This window comes from Undibacterium sp. Ji49W, from assembly GCF_049340205.1.
Classification (GTDB): Bacteria; Pseudomonadota; Gammaproteobacteria; order Burkholderiales; family Burkholderiaceae_D; genus Undibacterium.
In genome coordinates this window covers 83317-101207 of the sequence record NZ_JBMPOW010000007.1, presented here as the reverse complement: position 1 = coordinate 101207, position 17891 = coordinate 83317, and the positions used below count along the sequence as shown (strand labels likewise).

General features: G+C 53.6%; 12 protein-coding genes. 2 read left to right on the top strand and 10 right to left on the bottom strand.

Annotated elements, in window-relative coordinates; translation table 11 throughout:
• Window positions 1-145 precede the first annotated feature (145 nt).
• From ACO0LK_RS10400 to ACO0LK_RS10360, 9 genes are all read right to left on the bottom strand, one after another.
• Window positions 146-2572, bottom strand: a complete 2427-nt coding sequence (locus ACO0LK_RS10400) for a glycoside hydrolase family 3 N-terminal domain-containing protein (RefSeq protein WP_422974745.1) — start codon at window positions 2570-2572, stop codon at window positions 146-148.
• Window positions 2573-2887: 315 nt separating this feature from the next.
• Complete coding sequence (locus ACO0LK_RS10395) at window positions 2888-4030, bottom strand: sugar ABC transporter permease (RefSeq protein ID WP_186948309.1); 1143 nt, start codon at window positions 4028-4030, stop codon at window positions 2888-2890.
• 42 nt (window positions 4031-4072) lie between these two features.
• Window positions 4073-5650 (bottom strand): D-xylose ABC transporter ATP-binding protein, encoded by a 1578-nt coding sequence (gene xylG, locus ACO0LK_RS10390; RefSeq protein WP_422974743.1) that lies wholly within the window; start codon window positions 5648-5650, stop codon window positions 4073-4075.
• Between the two features lie 126 nt (window positions 5651-5776).
• Window positions 5777-6790: a D-xylose ABC transporter substrate-binding protein gene (xylF, locus tag ACO0LK_RS10385; RefSeq protein WP_422974741.1), complete on the bottom strand. Its 1014-nt coding sequence runs from the start codon at window positions 6788-6790 to the stop codon at window positions 5777-5779.
• Window positions 6791-7125: 335 nt separating this feature from the next.
• Complete coding sequence (locus ACO0LK_RS10380; RefSeq protein WP_422974739.1) at window positions 7126-8910, bottom strand: IlvD/Edd family dehydratase; 1785 nt, start codon at window positions 8908-8910, stop codon at window positions 7126-7128.
• The gene (locus ACO0LK_RS10375; protein WP_422974737.1) at window positions 8907-9794 is read right to left on the bottom strand and encodes an SMP-30/gluconolactonase/LRE family protein; all 888 of its coding nucleotides are present in this window, start codon (window positions 9792-9794) and stop codon (window positions 8907-8909) included. Before ACO0LK_RS10375 ends, ACO0LK_RS10380 begins: the two co-directional genes overlap by 4 nt.
• Window positions 9791-10558, bottom strand: coding sequence for an SDR family NAD(P)-dependent oxidoreductase (locus ACO0LK_RS10370; protein ID WP_186948473.1), 768 nt, complete (start codon window positions 10556-10558; stop codon window positions 9791-9793). Before ACO0LK_RS10370 ends, ACO0LK_RS10375 begins: the two co-directional genes overlap by 4 nt.
• A gap of 101 nt (window positions 10559-10659) precedes the next feature.
• Entirely contained in the window at window positions 10660-11874 is a 1215-nt protein-coding gene (locus ACO0LK_RS10365) for a fumarylacetoacetate hydrolase family protein (protein WP_422974735.1), read from the bottom strand.
• Window positions 11875-12215: 341 nt separating this feature from the next.
• A complete protein-coding gene (locus ACO0LK_RS10360; protein ID WP_422974733.1) occupies window positions 12216-12878 on the bottom strand; it encodes a TetR/AcrR family transcriptional regulator in 663 nt (220 codons plus the stop codon).
• Between the two features lie 200 nt (window positions 12879-13078).
• Between ACO0LK_RS10360 and ACO0LK_RS10355 the strand changes: the two genes are divergently transcribed.
• Window positions 13079-14266, top strand: a complete 1188-nt coding sequence (locus ACO0LK_RS10355; protein ID WP_422974731.1) for a TCR/Tet family MFS transporter — start codon at window positions 13079-13081, stop codon at window positions 14264-14266.
• 15 nt (window positions 14267-14281) lie between these two features.
• Here ACO0LK_RS10355 and ACO0LK_RS10350 read toward each other — a convergent pair whose 3' ends face one another.
• Complete coding sequence (locus ACO0LK_RS10350; protein ID WP_422974729.1) at window positions 14282-15385, bottom strand: endo-1,4-beta-xylanase; 1104 nt, start codon at window positions 15383-15385, stop codon at window positions 14282-14284.
• 257 nt (window positions 15386-15642) lie between these two features.
• On the opposite strand from ACO0LK_RS10350, the gene ACO0LK_RS10345 reads away from it, so the two are divergent.
• On the top strand, window positions 15643-17709 hold the full coding sequence (locus ACO0LK_RS10345; protein WP_422974727.1) for a DUF4214 domain-containing protein: 2067 nt from the start codon (window positions 15643-15645) through the stop codon (window positions 17707-17709).
• Window positions 17710-17891: the final 182 nt, after the last annotated feature.

Below are 17891 nucleotides of genomic sequence, written 5' to 3'. Positions count from 1 at the left end.
GGGATGGCTTGGTCACCATACTTTTTATATTGTACTGCCTTCCCTTTTCCAACTTTCAATTTCAGGAAATCCAAAGGAACGCCATAGTGGCAAAGACAGTACCTTCCCCCATTCGACATTAATCTTCCATCCAGTTTGCTATGCGTCAGACCACGGTAAGCTTGACGGATTTCAGATCAGCGCTGCTGGAACCGGCATGAATGGCGAAGCTGCCCGGTTCCACCACGCGTTTCATGTCCATGTTATAGAACCACAGATCTGATGGTTTGATATCAAAAGACAAAGTACGTTTTTCGCCCGGGTTCAGGGTCACCCGCTTGAAGGCTTTCAGTTCCAGCACCGGTCTGGTGACCGAGCTGAAATCATCGCGCACATAGATTTGCACGACTTCATCCCCCTTGACGGCACCGGTGTTGGTGACATCGACTTCAACTTTGGTGCTGTCGCCAACGCCCATTGTTGCCTTGGTCAGGCGTGGTTCCGAAATGCTGAACGAGGTATAGCTAAGGCCAAAGCCGAACGGGTACAAGGGTTTGGTCGATGCATCCAGATAGCCACGACGGGCAGACGGTTTGTAGTTGTAGTAAATCGGCAACTGGCCGACATTACGGGCAATCGACACCGGCAATTTGCCGCCTGGGTTGACGCGACCAAATAAAATGTCTGCTGCTGCAAAGCCGGTTTCCTGTCCCATGTACCAGCCTTCTACCAGCGCGTCTGCGCGTTCTGCCAGCAGGTTGACGGACAGCGGGCGACCATTCAGCAAGAACACGACGGTCGGTTTGCCCAGATCAAAAATCGCCTTGGCAAGGTCATTTTGCTGACCCATCAAATCCAGGCTGGCACGGTCGCCCAGATGGTTGTCGGCCCAGGCTTCACGGCTGGTTTGTTCATTGTCACCCAATACCATGATGATGGTATCGGCTGATTTGGCCGCTTCTACCGCTTCGGCAATCAGTTTGGCATTCACTGCTGGTGGCGTGAACTTGACTTCGTCATGTCCCCAGACATGGCCGCCTTCAGTAATGCGTACCCCTTCTGAGTAGCTCAGTTCAAAGCCCTGGGCCCGGCTTTCAGCCTGCAAGCCTTCGTAGATGGATACCACATGACGCGGGATGTCAGAATACCCGCCGATAGGACAATCCTTTGCATGGGTACCCAGCAACAAGACTTTGCCAACCTTCTTGCCATTCAGCGGCAGCAGGCCCTTGTCATTTTTCAGCAGGACGACAGAACGGGTGGCTGCTTCACGCGCCAGTGCCACGGCATCTTGCGTGGCAGTCAGCTGGTCGGCAATGCTGGCATCGACATACGGGTTTTCAAACAAACCGGCCAGGAACTTGAGTTCCAGTACACGCCGCACGCAGCGATTGATTTCTTCTTCAGAAACACGTTTTTCCTTCACCAGTTCTGCCAGGGTACGATAGCCCAGGCCATCTGGCGTTTCGATATCGACACCAGCCTTGATGGCGCGCAGCGCTGCTTCTTTGGGATTGGGTACCAGTTTATGCCTGGTCACCAGTTCATTAATACCGAAATAGTCAGATACCAGCGCGCCTTTAAAGCCCCATTCTTCACGCAAGACCTTGGTCAGCAGCCAGCGATTCGCATGTGAGGGAACACCACCGATTTCGTTATAGGATGGCATGACGGCGCTGATATTGGTTTCACGCACCAGTTTTTCAAAGGGCGGGAAAAATTCTTCGCGCAAGGTGCGTTCACTGACTTCTGCCGGGCCGATGTTGGTGCCGTTTTCTGGCTGGCCGTGGCCTGTCATGTGCTTGAGCGTGGCAAACACCTTGTCCTTCGCCAGTTTTTTGTCCTTGCTCATGGGACCCATGAAGCCGATCACCGCAGCCTTGCCCATTTCGCCGCACAAGTGCGGGTCTTCGCCATAGGTTTCTTCTATGCGGCCCCAGCGCGGTTCACGCGCCACATCGACCACTGGTGCCAGCGCAAAATTGGCGCCGCGTGAACGCATTTCACGCGCAGCCACGCTAAATATTCTGGTCGCCATGTCCGGATCAAACGACGATGCCAGCCCTATCGCCTGTGGGAAACAGGTGGCATCACGCGCCACATAGCCATGCAGGGCTTCTTCATGCATCAGCAATGGAATGCCCAGACGGGTCTGTTCGACAGCCCATTTTTGCACGGCATTGACATAGGTGGCTGTTTGCAAGGCATTGCGGTTTGGCACCGAGCCATCATCACCCGCACCAGTAGCCTTGGCAATGCCCTGATGGTCGGATGGGCGTGCCATCATACCCAGGCCATGGGGATAGACTTTGCCTGCCTTGGCGACGGAAAAATCGCCATTGGCTTCCTGTATCAGTTTTTTGTCTTGCCACACGCATTGCATCTGCATGATTTTTTCATCCAGGGTCATGCGGCCCAGCAGATCATCCACACGCGCTGCCAGCGGTGCGGCGGCATCTTTATACACAGGTTTGCCACCGGCTTTTGCAGCAGCAGCCCAGGCAAGGGAAGGTGAAAGCAAAGAAGGTGACAGCACCGCCCAGCCAGCCAGACCGGATGCGGAAGACAAAAATTGCCTGCGTTGATTGCTCATTGATGTGGTCTCCATATGCTATTTTTAGCATTTATTTTTGAAATAGCGGGTCACAGCCCAAGGCTTTTACCTTGCCGTGCCGACTGTACTATCTTGCATGTAAAAGAATAGCGGCACAATTATGAAACTCACCAATCATCATCATGATTACCGATGTTGCCAATGTTACCGATGTTGCCAATGTTACCGATGTTGCCGACGTTACTTATGTTAACTATGGCCAGCTTTGCTTCAGCAATAAAAAAAGGCGGCTTCATAGAAACCGCCTTGCAAGGCAAGGCGAACCTTGCCGGACCCGGAAGGGAACTTGAAAAACTATCGTCTGGCCGAACGGGTACTCACATCCACCCATACAGCCAGCGTCAAAATGCAGCCTTTGACGATCATTTGCCAGTAGGTATCCACGTCCAGCATGGACATGCCGTTATCCAGGCTGGCCATGACCAGCGCACCAATCAGGGCACCATACACCGTGCCAGAACCGCCGCGCATGGAGGTACCGCCGATAAAGCAGGCAGCAATCGCATCCAGCTCGCCCGAGGTACCGGCAGAAGGCGAACCAGCCGCCAGACGGGCTGTATTGATGAGGCCAGCCAGCGCGCACATCAAACCCATGATGCCGAATATCCACAGCTTGATGGCATTCACATTGATGCCCGACAGGCGGGTGGCTTCCATGTTGCTGCCCACGGCATAAATCCTGCGGCCAAATACGGTTTGCGTGGTCATGTAGCTGAAGATGCCCAGCAACACCAGCAGTAACAGCACCGGCAAGGGGATGCCTTCGTAGCTGTTGAAGGTCATCACAAAGGCCAGCAGCACTGCCGCAATCGCAGCGATTTTGATGCCGTCACGCCACAGAGGGGCGACATCCAGCCCATGCTGTGCGCGCTTGTTGCGTTGCTGCCAGGTCAAAAAGACTGCCAGTGCAAACAGGGCTATGCCCAGCAAGACACCGGTCGTCGCCGACAGATAACCCTGGCCCAGATACACCATGTCAGCGGACACTGGCGCTACCGTGGTGCCGCCAGTCACACCCAGCACGATACCGCGATATGCCAGCATGCCACCCAGACCGACAATGAAAGACGGTATCTTCATGTAGGCAGTCAGGTAGCCATTGAACAGGCCTATCAGCAAACCCAGGGCCAGCACCAGCATCAGGTTGACTGGCAACGGCAAATGATGGGTTACATCCAGCACCGCTGCCACACCGCCCAGCAAACCCAGCAGTGAACCAACAGACAGATCAATTTCGCCAGCGATAATCACCAGCGCCATGCCACAGGCAACGATGCCGGTAATCGACATTTGCCGCATCAGATTGGACAGATTGCGCGGGGTAATAAAACCGCCTTCAGTTTTCCAGCTGAAAAAAGCCCAGATCAGCACGATGGCGATCAGCAGGGCCAGCATTTTGTATTGGGTGAACAGCTGTTTGATATTCAGGTTTTTCATATTAATTTTTACCGATAGCGATGAATGGCATCAGATGGGTGGTCATAGCACAGGGCTTAATTGATGTGCCTGGCTTGTTTGGTTGGACGCCAGCGCATGACCTTGATCCAGTGCCGCCGCCAGCAGGGTTTCCTGCGTCAAATCCTTGTTGATGAAATTGCCGCGCAGTTTGCCTTCGCCTATCACCAATACACGGTCAGAAATACCCAGCACTTCCGCCAGTTCAGATGACACCATGATGATGGACATGCCCTGCTTCACCAGTTCAAACATCAGTTTGTAGATTTCATACTTGGCACCGACATCGACACCGCGCGTCGGCTCATCGAGTATCAAAATCTTCGGTTTGGTCAGCAGCATCTTCGACAGCACCGCTTTTTGCTGGTTACCACCAGACAGGCTGGTAATCGGCAAAAACGGGCTGGCGGTTTTCAGGGTCATGCTGGCGATTTCTGTGCGTATGGTCTTCAGTTCCGCTTCCTTGTCGATGCGGCTCATACGGGCAAATTCATGCAAGACGCTCAGGCTCATGTTCTGCCCCACATCCAGATCCGGTACGATGCCATGCTGCTTGCGGTCTTCCGGCACCATGGCCAGGCCAGCGCGTATGGACTTCAGCGGACTACTGCTATCGAGCTTGCTGCCATTGAGCCAGACTTCGGCTTCATATTCACCAGGGTAAGCACCAAACAGTGCCGACACCAGTTCAGTACGGCCAGCGCCGACCAGACCAGCGATACCCAGAATTTCACCCTGGCGCAAGGTGAATGAAATGTTATCGACACGCTTGCGTTGCGGGTTTTCGGTGTCATAACAGGTGACATTGCGTGCTTCAAACACCACTTCGCCTATGGCATGTTCTTGCTTGGGATAGAGCTGGTTCATTTCACGCCCCACCATCTGGGCGATGATGCGTTCTGCGCTCATAGCGACCATCGGTGTTGTAGCAATATGCTGGCCATCACGTATGACGACAATGGTGTCGCAGATGGCTTCGACTTCATCGAGCTTGTGTGAGATATAAATACAGGTCACGCCCTTGGCCTTCAAGGCGCGGATAATATCGAGCAAGACCGTGATTTCTGATGCAGTCAGCGACGATGAAGGTTCATCCAGTATCAGCAGCTTCGCTTGCTTGTTGAGCGCCTTGGCAATTTCTATCAATTGCTGGTGGCCGCCACCATAATTCTTGACCGGCAGTACCACATTGACTTCGGGTATATTCAGTTCACGCAGCAATTCTTCGGCGCGCTTGTTCATGGCAGCATAATCCATGCGGCCACCTGGCAAGGTGATTTCATTCCCCAGGAACATGTTTTCAGCAACAGACAATTCGGGGACCAGCATCAGTTCCTGATGGATGATGATGATGCCTGCCGATTCGGTATCACGAATGGACTGCGCCTTCAGCGGCTGACCTTCCCACAGAATTTCACCATCCCAGGTACCATGCGGGTAGACGCCGGACAAGACCTTCATCAGGGTGGATTTGCCAGCCCCGTTTTCACCGCACAGGCCTATGCATTCACCAGCCCTGACCTTGATGTCAATACCGTTTAAAGCACGCACACCGCCAAATTCTTTGACGATGCCTTTCATTTCGAGCAAATATTCAGACATGCTAATTTTCCCGGGGGCATCCTGGAGCAAACTATAAATCAGCCCTGCACACGAGCAAGGCAGGCGAAGCTGGTACTGGCAACCAGCAATTGCTGGCTACCACTACCATGACGACTAAAATCAATTTCAGTTAGCGGACAGTTGCGCCTTGGTATAGAAACCCTCTTCCACCAGCAGGTTCACATTTGCCTTGGTCAGCGGGACAGGTTTCAACAGCAGCGTATTGACTTTTTTGAGGCCGTTATCGTACTGGGAATTGTAGGCAGGCTTTTCATTGCGTACCAGTTGCACGGCCAGCTTGGCCGCTTCTGAGGCAATCAGCTTCAATGGCTTATACACGGTCATGGCCTGGGTACCGGCCATCACACGTTTGACGGCTGCCAGGTCAGCATCTTGCCCGGACACTGGCACTTTGCCACTGAGTTTTTGTGAGGCCAGGGCCTGTATGGCACCACCGGCAGTACCGTCGTTGGAAGCAACGATGGCATCAATCTTGTTGTTATTCGCAGTCAGGGCATTTTCGACGATGGACATGGCTTCAGAAGCGCTCCAGTCTTTCACCCACTGTTTGCCGACCACTTTGATATCGCCTTTGTCGATCAGCGGCTGCAAGATTTTCATCTGGCCTTCACGCAAGATCTTGGCGTTATTGTCGGTCGGTGCGCCACCCAGTAAATAGTAATTGCCTTTCGGTTTCAGTTGCACCAGGCCTTCGGCCTGCATTTCACCGACTTTGGCATTGTCGAAAGAGATATAGGCATCGATATCAGCATTGAGGATCAGGCGGTCATAGGATACGACCTTGATATTGGCTTTTTTGGCTTCGCGGATGGCATTATTCAATACCGTGGCGTTGTAAGGTACGATGACCAATACATCGACTCCACGCGAGATCAGGTTTTCTATCTGGGAAATCTGGCGCTGCTCGCTGGCATCTGCAGATTGCACAAACACCTTTGCACCGAGCTTTTCTGCTTCTGCGCTAAAGAAATCCCTGTCCCTGACCCAGCGCTCTACCCGCAGATCATCGATGGAAAAGCCGATTTTCGGATTCTTTGCATCGGCATAAGCACTGCCAGCCATGCTGCTGCCCAGGGCCAGCATCACGCTGAGGATAGCGGCTTTTACTTTTGTATTCATTGTTTTGTCTCCTGTTGGATTAAAGCATGGGTATTCGCATTGCTCATCCCATTTATTATTGCTTTAAGTTTTTATGTATATTCAGTATTGTTGCTTCCGGTTGTTGACTGCTATTTTTATAAATCTACTTGTAAAACTTATAGGACTTATGCAAAACTGCCCCAACTGCGTTGCGGCTCCTCTCCTAGGAGCCGCGTACTAAAGTACTGTCTTCGTCGCCGCGGTGAAGTCGGGGTTTCAGACAATATATTGTCTGCCGACCCAACGAACCTCCCTTGCAAGGGAGGTTTCCTAAAGCGATAGCCTTGCTGGAACAATTTTGCATAAGTCCTAACCTAGTGGTTATGGCGTGGCAAAGTATTGCCTATACCGATGTAAGGCACAGCCAGTTCCATACAGGCACCGGTTTCCAGCTGCCCTACGGTAGAACGATAAATCTCTTGCCAAGGCGTCTGACTGGCCGGATAGGCCGGTATGCCTTCGGCCTTGCGGCTTTCCAGTGTTTCCGGCGTGATCAGCATGTCGCAACGCCCCGTATTCAGGTTGATGCGTATGGTGTCACCGGTGCGGATATAGGCCAGGCCACCACCAACCGCGCTTTCAGGCGAGGCGTTCAGGATGGATGGGCTATCCGACGTGCCGGATTGCCGGCCATCGCCCAGTGTAGGCAGGTTCAGTATGCCGCGCTTCAACAGCGCATCCGGCGGTTGCATGTTCACGACTTCAGCCGAACCGGGCCAGCCCACAGGGCCGGCACCACGTATCACCAGGATGCTGTCTTCATCAATATTCAGCGACGGGTCATTGATGCGGGCATGGTAATCGCCAGAACCATCAAAGACCACGGCCCTGCATTCAAAGATGTTTTCCTGCCCGGCCTTGCTCAGATAACGTTCGCGAAATGCGGGTGAGATCACGCTGGTTTTCATGATGGCGAAGTCAAACAGATTACCCTTCAGCACCATGAAACCAGCCTGCTGTTTCAGCGGTGCCGCATACGGGTAGATGACTTCACGGTCATTCGTTTGCCGGCCATCCAGATTCGCTTGCATGGTCTTGCCGGTAACGGTGAGACGGTCGGCACGCAGTTTGCCGGCTTGCAGCAGTTCCCACATGATGGCGGGCACGCCACCGGCACGGTGGAAACGCTCGCCCAGAAACTTGCCGGCTGGCTGCATGTTCAATATCAGCGGGATGTCATGACCATGCGCCATCCAGTCATCTGAATGCAGCTCTACATGGGCGTGCCTGGCCATGGCCATGATATGTGGCTGTGCATTGGTGGAACCACCTATCGCGGCATTGACCACGATGGCGTCCAGGAAGGCATCACGCGTCAGAATACTGGATGGACGAATGTCCTGATACGCCATTTCAACAATACGACGGCCTGTTTCATACGCAATCTGTCCACGCTCGCGGTAAGGTGCGGGGATGGCTGAACAACCGGTCAATGACATGCCCAGGGCTTCGGCCAGGGCGTTCATGGTGGATGCGGTACCCATGGTATTGCAATGACCTGCCGATGGCGCGGATGCCGCCGCTATCTGCAAGAATTTTTCTTCGTCGATATCGCCTGCGGCCAGTTGTCGGCGACCTTTCCAGATGGCAGCACCGGAACCGACCAGTTCACCATCCATCCAGCCATCCAGCATGGGGCCACCAGACAGGACAATGGCTGGGATATCCACCGTCGATGCCGCCATGATCTGGGCTGGCGTGGTCTTGTCGCAACCTGTGGTCAGCACCACGGCGTCGATAGGATAGGCATGCAGGATTTCAACCAGCCCCATATACGCCAGGTTACGGTCTATCGCTGCGGTTGGCCGGCGGCAGTTTTCAAAAATCGGATGCAGCGGAAATTCCATCGCAATACCACCGGCATCCCGGATGCCATCGCGCACCCGCTTCGCCAGTTCCAGATGAATGCGGTTGCAGGGGCTGATGTCGCTGCCGCTCTGGGCTATGCCGATGATGGGGCGGCCAGAACGCAATTCGTCAGGGGTGATGCCATAGTTCATGAAGCGCTCCAGATACAGCGCCGTCATGTCGATATGATCGGGATTATCAAACCAGTCTTGCGAGCGAAAACGACGTGCCTTGCTGTTTTCAAACATCATGATGCATGCTCACTGAACTGATATTGTGGCAGACCGGGCACGTCCACACGGAAAGAAAACAGGCCGCCAGCCAGTGGCTGCTGTTCACGTCTTTCTGCCGACATGCCTTTCCAGGCGGTAGTTACAAAGACGGTACGCAAATCATCGCCGCCAAAGCAGACCTTGGTGATGTTTGAACACGGGAAGCTGATGACCTGGACGATCTCACCTGTGGGGGAATAACGTTCCACCCGGTTACCGGCAAAAATTGCTACCCACAGGCAGCCTTCTGCATCGACCACGGTGCCATCCGGGTGGCCACCATTGGTAATGTCGGCAAACACACGCTTGCCGGACAGATTGCCATCAGGTGTTACATCAAAGGCATAAATCTTCTTGCGCAAGGTGTCGGTGTGGTAAAACAGCTTGCCGTCCGGGCTCATGCAGGGGCCATTGGTGATGATGTAATCATGGTCCTTCGCCTGCAAATCAGCGAGTGTGTTCAGTCTATACAAGGAACCGCTGGGCGCTTTTTCGCCATCGTCCATGGAACCAAACCACAGGCAACCCTGGCTATCGATATAGCCGTCATTAAGGCGGTTGCCAGGTTGAGCGGTTTCCACTTCCAGCATGGTTGTGAAACTGCCGGTGCTGCTGGAAAAGCGCACCAGCTTGCCCGGCAAGCCGCATATGAAATTACCATACTCGTTCTGAATGGGCAGGATAAAGCCAATCTGGTCGGGCGCATCCCAGCTCTGGCGGGCCGAACCATCCTCTGCACAGCGATGGATTTTACGGCTTTTGATATCCACAAAATAGAGTGCTTTTTCGCCCGCGTGCCACACCGGGCCTTCACCCAGGTGCGTAGCCACTTCCCAAATGCAGTGAGACTGATCCAATATCATGCGCCGTACCATCCTGCGTCCACAAAATAATCACGTCCTGAACAACGCGCAGCGTTGTCAGAGGCCAAAAACAAAGTCAGGGCGGCGACATCTTCAGTTTCCACCCTTTCGTGCAGGCACTGGGCGGCCAGTATCTGCGCTTCTTCTTCCGGCGTGTGCCACAGCGCCATCTGGCGCGGGGTACGTACAGAACCGGGGATGATGCAGTTGACACGTATGCCATCTGGCCCCAAATCACGCGCCAGACCACGGGTCAGGCCTTCTATCGCTGCCTTGGCTGTCATATACAGGCTGAGATTGCCAAGGGCAAGATGCCAGGAGATGGAGCCAAAGTTAAGGATAACACCTCCACCCAGGGCTTTCATACCCGGGGCCACGGCCTGGGCACAAAAAAACTGGTGACGCAAGTTCACGGCAAAGCTGTCGTCCCAATAGGCCGGCGTCACATTCTGCACCTGATGACGGTCATCATTGGCAGCATTGTTGATCAAAATCTCGACGGCACCATATTCGCGCTCTATGTCAGCAAACACCTTCGCTACGGCATCCAGGTCTGTCAGGTCGCAATGCATGAATCTGGGTGGTTTGGCTGACTGCACCAGGCTTTTTTCCAGTGCCTGTGACGCTTCGTCGGCGATATCCAGAAAAAACACCTGGGCACCCTGCTTACAAAAAGCATCCACGATGGCAGCACCAATGCCGGTACCGCCACCTGTCACGACTACTCTTTTCCCGGCTAAATTCGGGTAACTTGCATAAATCATCGCTGTTCTTTCATTGTGCGATTTGGGATGGTGGCTGACCACCGGAATCTGTTGTCTGTCTGCGCTATTGCTCACACTATTGCTCATACTATTGCTATCACTCATAGCGCACCTGAAGTGTCACCCTGCGTCAGGCCATGGGCAATTCCGCGCACGGCCAGGTTGCGATACAGGGCGCGTACTCCAAAGATCCAGGGCGCAATCACATCACTATACTGTACATGGTTCACCAAAGCACCTAAAGACGGGCTGGCAATGCTGACCCTGTCGCCGGTATGGTGGGTAAATCCGCTGCCGGCGGCGTCCCTGTCCTTGATGGGCGAAAACATGGTGCCCAGAAATAGCATGAAACCGTCCGGATACTGATGGGTGCTGCCACAGACCTGGCTGACCAGATCCAGCGGATCGCGGCTGATTTCGCGCATCATGCTGATGCCGTCCAGCCTGAAATCATCATCTTGCCCTTCTATCAGCAAGCGCACTTCGGCCTGGCGTATGGTATCGATCGTGAAGTGGCTGTCAAACAGGCGGATAAACGGGCCTATCGCGCAAGAGCCGTTATTGTCCTTGGCCTTGCCCAGCAACAAGGCGCTGCGTCCTTCGATATCACGCAGGTTGACATCATTACCTAGCGTCGCACCAAGGACTTGTGCACGGCTGTTGACGGCCAGGACGATTTCTGGCTCAGGGTTATTCCATTTGGAGTCGGGGTGGATGCCAACATCGGCACCAAAACCGACAGCGGACATGGGCTGCGATTTGGAAAATACTTCGGCGTCGGGGCCAATGCCAACTTCCATGTATTGCGACCAGGCACCACGGCTGATCAGATCCTGCTTGAGTTTTTCTGCCACGTCAGAACCAGGCCGTATACGCGACAGATCGGTGCCTATACTGGCCTGCATGGCTGCACGCAAGCTATCTGCTGCTGCCGCATCGCCAGCGGCCTGTTCTTCGATGACTCTTTCCAGAAGACTGACAGCAAAGGTCACGCCACAGGCCTTGATGGCTTGCAGGTCACAGGGGGCCAGCAAACAGGGGGGGGCGGAATCTGCCTGACGGTGCAGGGATTGACCAATCAGGGTCTGCACGTCGCCCAGCGATTCGCCTTTGGCGGACAGGACAAAGTCCAGCAACTGATCTTTTTCCAGCAGATCGGCAACGGTCTGTACCTGGGTGGTAATATCGACTACTTCGCCCTGGCGCACGACGACCACGCAAGGCCCATTGATCTTGCCGGCACGCCATACGCGACCCAGCAGCACAGCTTCTTTATAATCATGCGGCAAATAGGATATGCCGGACGTGTTGTTCATCATAGTCTCCCGTATAGCGATTTTTTTGGATCACCTTGCTCTTCGCTTTAGAGTTTCCTGCGGATTGCTGCTGGCAGGAAGGTCGACTGCTTGTCTATCGGTATGAAGCAGTCAGCCGGTGTCCTCGATATTTATTGATAGGCTGGTACGTATACTCGCTGGTATCGGGATCATTCACAATTATGAAACTCACCAATGTGAATCATGATTACGTGCAAGAAAGCCCCTACGCAGGCCAGGAGAAGTCACATAGCTTATGTTGGGGATGCGAGGAAACACGCGCGCTGAATTCTGCGGCTTCACCGTTTTACGGAAAACGCAGTTTTGCCACCGGCGCCTGATCAGACGTAAGGCGTACCTGCAAGTGCAGCCTGTATGCCTGCGCTGCCCTTGTCTACCAGCGCCAGAAAGATGGCTTTCGCTTCGTCTGCGTCCTGCTTTTGACGGAAGCACAGGTGCGCCTGGATCAGGGCCACGGTCCAGGTTGCCAACAGCAGACCGGCTGCCAGTTCAGCGTCCGGGTCACCGGGTTCCCGCTTGACGGATTCGGCCAGAGCCACCGCAACGACACGGGCGATCTCGTCACGGATTGCCCTGGCGCGTGCCTTGAGGGTTTCACTGCCTTCTATCGTCTCTATAAAACCCTGGCTAGCGGCAGAGATAAAACCGGGCGCTCCGGCAGCAAACCGCACATAAGGACTCTCTTCCGCAACCAGCTTGTGCGCCAGCAGGCGCAAGGTCTCAAGCGGCGAAATGTGGGGATCACGCTGGCGCAAGGCTTCGCGCAGCACTTCGCGCCCCTCCTCATCGCGATCAAAGAACATGTCTTCTTTACGCGGAAAGTGATTGAACACCGTCATCCGTCCCACGTCGGCTGCTGCTGCTATGTCATCCACGGTCACATGATCAAAGCCCCGCTCCTGAAAGAGCTGGGTAGCGGCATTGGAGATGCCCTGACGCATGGCCAGACGCTTGCGGGATCGAAGATCGGTTGGATTTGACATGCAGCGAATGATAGCATATCTTATATGTACTGAGTATATTTATGGATTAAGTACATGTTAAATCAAACTGATATTATTATCAAAATAGCCATACTATCTGGATTGCCGTTCACCACTGCGTTGATCAATGAAGGCGCAAGCTCGCCTCTGCCAGATCACCCAAGACCATCGCCCAGATCACGCCATCCGGGAGGTCAACCATGAACAAGGCACTGACCGTCATCTTCGCTGCCATTGGTCTTGATGCAGTCGGTATAGGGTTGATCTTTCCCATCCTGCCGCGACTGCTGGCAGAGGTCACGCATGGCGACAATGTCGCATCCTATATCGGCATCATGACTGCGCTGTATGCGGTGATGCAGTTCATTTTCGCACCTGTCCTTGGCGCATTGAGTGATCGTCTTGGCCGCCGGCCTGTACTGCTGATCTCGCTCGCCGGGGCGACCATCAACTACGTGGTGATGGCCTTCGCACCGCAACTCTGGATGCTGCTGCTGGGCCGCGCCATTGCCGGGCTGACCAGCGCCAACATGTCGGTTGCCATGGCGTATATCACCGACATTTCGCCAGAAGACCAGCGGGCCAGGCGCTTTGGCCTGTTCAATGCAGTGTTTGGCGCCGGCTTTATCATCGGCCCAGTATTGGGTGGTGTATTGGGCGATTACTGGCTGCGACTGCCCTTCATCGCTGCGGCGCTGCTCAATGCGGGTAATCTGCTGCTGGCATTGTTTGTATTGCCAGAGTCACGCGCGCCAGATCGTGAAGATCATGAAAAGCTGGATTTGGCAGTGCTGAATCCGCTACGGCCATTACGCTCGGTATTTGCCATGAAAAACCTGGCGCCCGTGATCATCATCTTTTTCCTCTTGAGTGCCACGGGTGAAGTGTATGGCACCTGCTGGGCACTTTGGGGCAATGATGTATTTGGCTGGAACGGCCTGTGGATAGGTCTGTCGCTGGGCACCTATGGTGTGTGCCAGTCACTGGCGCAGGCTTTCCTGCCTGGCCCCGCGGTAAAACTGCTGGGAGAACGCGGCACTATCCTGACCGGCATCGCAGGCACATGCATCGCCCTGGTCGTGATGGCGTTTGCCAGACAAGGCTGGATGGTATTTGCGGTCATGCCGGTGTTTGTACTTGGCGGTATCGGCGTCCCAGCATTGCAGTCCCTTGCCACCCGTCTTGTCGATGAAAACCAGCAGGGCCGGTTTCAGGGTGTGCTGGCGTCGGTCGTCAGCCTGGCATCCATCATCGCCCCGCTGGCATTCTCGAGCTTTTACTTCGTCGTCCGGGAACAATGGCCAGGGGCAATCTGGTTATCTGTGGTAGCAGTCTATGCGATCGCCGTGCCGCTAGTACTGAGCTTGCAGTTTCGCAAAGCAGACTGAATACCTTGATGGTTTCTATTGGCCCGTAAGGGCTTCGACCACACCATCAAAAGCTGGCTTGGTGGTGTAATCATCCTTGAACAACAAAGGCCATTCTGCCCGTTTGTGGAAACCGCTGAGCCAGCTTTCACCATCAACCAAACCCCAGACGGTAATGCCGCCGCGCTGCGCTGCCGGCACCTCCTCCAGATACGCCGTGACAATTTCCTTGTAGCGGGCTTTTTGTGCCATGGCCACGGCAGGCGTCAGGGACTTGAGATTTTTGTGTTTGTTGACTGCGACATCCAGTTCAGAAATCCTCACCTTCAGGCCACGGTCAGCCACCGCCCTGAAGGATTTGCGTATCTGCGCAATACTGGGGTAATCAACATCGACATGCATCTGGAAACCGATGCCATGAATAGGAATCTGCCGCGCCTTGAAGTCATCAATCATGCCCAGCATGAAATCAAGCTTGGATTGCACGGATTCGGTATTGAAATCGTTGTAATACAAATCAGCAGCCGGGTCTGCGGCATGTGCAGCAATAAAAGCTTTTTCTATGTAAGACTTGCCCATTTTCTGATAAAACAGCGATGGCCGGTAAGCTGCCGGGACGTTTTCGTCTATCACTTCATTGGCGACATCCCAGCTGGCGACCCGTCCGGCAAAATGCCTGGCGATCTGTCCGACATGGTTCTTGAGCATGGCATCCCAGTCGCCATGGTAGTTTTTCATCCAGGCCGGCACCTGATAATCCGGGTGCCATACCAGCGCATGGCCGTGCAGGATCATGCCGTGCTCTTTGGCATAATTGGCGAGTGCATCAGCATCATCAAAAGTAAACAGGTCTTCCGCCGGATGCAGGTAGCGCATCTTCATGATATTGCCCGCCACCAGGCTGTTGAACTGCTGATTGATCAGCGCCTGTTGATCGGTCTTCCTGAACAGGCTACGCCTTTCATCCCCGGCACTGACCGCAACACCAATCGGAAAAGCCGCCAGGTTTTTTAATACCGGCGCAGGTTGCGTGTTCACTAAAGCACTCGGGGCATCACTGCCCTGCTCCGCAGCAAACACTGCATTGCCCATGCCCGCCAGGCTCAAGCTCAATAAAGCGTGCCCTATCAATTTATGCATAAAGTCCTGAGTCATAAAAAAGCGTCAAACATCATAAAAGCAATTTATCCTTGCCGCGATTTAAGCATGGCTGGCGGGATAAACACAGGGCATCCCTAAAAATCATAACTACGATTGGTGTTTATTGCTTATCATGGTGGAAATGTGGCGAGAATAAAAAACGACAGGGATATTTCCTTGTCAACCAAAACACCTCCATTGCCGTTTTCAGAATAGCTGGCAAACACATCACCATTAACAATAATCAGACATCCGTCATGGCCTCATACATACCCTATTATCCAAGCACGACCATCACCAAGGCGATGTTCAATTTTGATGCGTTTGGCATTACCAATTACATCCTGGCTGGCACGATACGCATCAGCGTGTCGGACGATTTCAGCTATGCCAATTACTATTCGGACAAAGACTATTCACGGTTCAACAGCGGTATCTATACCAATGGTCCGAACGAATACGTATGGACCACGACACAGCTCAACAACATAGACCTGGCAACGGATGTGTATGCACAGTTCGTCAACCTGTCCTTCACCAAGGCTGTCAACTATGAGTACACCAGTACCAGCACCATTGCCAACCCGGAAGACGTAGGCCGCTCCAACGTCACCGACATCAATATCAACTGGATTTATCGCACAGATGTCAGCTTTGCCGGCAAGTCCGGTGGCAGCACCGACAAAATTCTGGGGTATACCGGTTCTGCCGGCGACATCTTCCTCAACGAAGCTGCGGAAGAATTTCAGGGCGATTATTCCCTGAGCCCCTACAGCCGTGCCACCCAGACCCTGATGCATGAACTGGGACATTCATTGGGCTTGTCACACCCGCACATCAGCTATGCAAATGGAACACCAGTCATCAGTGCCGATTATGCGGCGACACAGTATCTGGGGTTCGACAAACTGGGCTTCAAGATCAATAGTGCGGCGGACATGTACAAGGAATACTTCTCCATCATGTCGTATGATGACCAGAATTATTCTGCGACCCTGCATGCCTACACACCAATGATCCTCGATGTCATTGCCCTGCAACAGGCCTATGGCGAAGGCCGTGGTACCAGCGGTGTCAGCGATGACACTCTGCAAGTAGGCACAGACGGCTATCGCACCTATTTTGACAAGGGCGGCATTGATACAGTAGACCTGTCGCTGTACAGCAATGGTGCTTACTTCAATATGGGTACTACCATCACAGGTGCCAGCCATCTGGTGGGGGTAGCGATGAGCCTGTACGACGGTGCCAACACCATCGTCTATGGCGGTAGCCCCGTCAGTCTGCGCTGGTTTTATGGCGAATACGAAAACGCCATCGGCTCGGCCAAGGCCGACGTCATCTTTGGCAATGATCTGGCGAATGTCATTTATGGCGGGGCCGGCAATGACGGAATAGATGGCATGGGTGGCAATGACAGCATCAATGGCGGCGACGGCAACGACAGCATGAATGGCGGTGATGGCAATGACACACTGATAGGCGGCGCCGGCAATGACCTTTTCGACTGGGATGAAGGTACCCGCAGTGGCAACGATATCTTTGTCGGTGGCACCGGCGATGATGTCTACGTCCTTGATACCATTGCAGACAAGGTGTATGAAAACAGTGCCGAAGGCGTAGACACCGTCTGGGTGAATTTCAATACTTCGCTAGCCAACTACAGCTTTGTGGAAAACATCCGCATCTATGGCAGCACTGGCACCTACATCACCGGTAGCTCTTACGCCAACTGGATGTCAGGTGGTTACGGCAATGACACGATAGATGGTGCCGATGGTAGAGACCTGGTGCAGTGTGCCGGTAATATCAGCAATTACACCGTGACCAAATCCGGCAATGACTACATCGTCAGGGACAAGACCGGTGCAGAAGGTACCGATCTTCTCAAAAACATTGAACTGATCAAGTTTGACGACCACTTCCTGTCGTTTGAAACAGCAGGCATTGCGGGCCAGGCTTACCGCCTGTACCAGGCAGCCTTTGATCGCAAACCCGATCTGGCTGGCCTGGGTTACTGGATCAATGATATGTCGAATGGCTCCAGCCTGACCACGGTGGCATCTGGCTTCTTTTCATCGCCAGAATTTCAAAAACTGTATGGCAAAAACCCCAGCAACACCACCCTGATCACCAATTTTTACCAGAATGTGCTGCACCGCGCACCTGACAAAGCTGGTTTTGATTATTGGCTTAATTCCCTCGATACGGGCAAAATCAGCGCTGCCGGCGCACTGGCCAGCTTTTGTGAAAGCGCTGAAAACCAGGCACTGGTCATCGCAGCGATACAAAACGGTATTGAATACATAGGCTGGACAGCCTGACCCTGCATTGCATAGTGCCAGCACCGGGATTGCAGCAGTGATCCCGGTGCTGGGACTCTACCTCATTTCTGCCTATTTCCTCCCCCGCTCTCCGTTCCCATTACAACCACTACACGGCTCCTTACACTTTTGTACGCTTTTGCAACACATTGCAAGATAAGCACTTGATCCGCGACGTATCT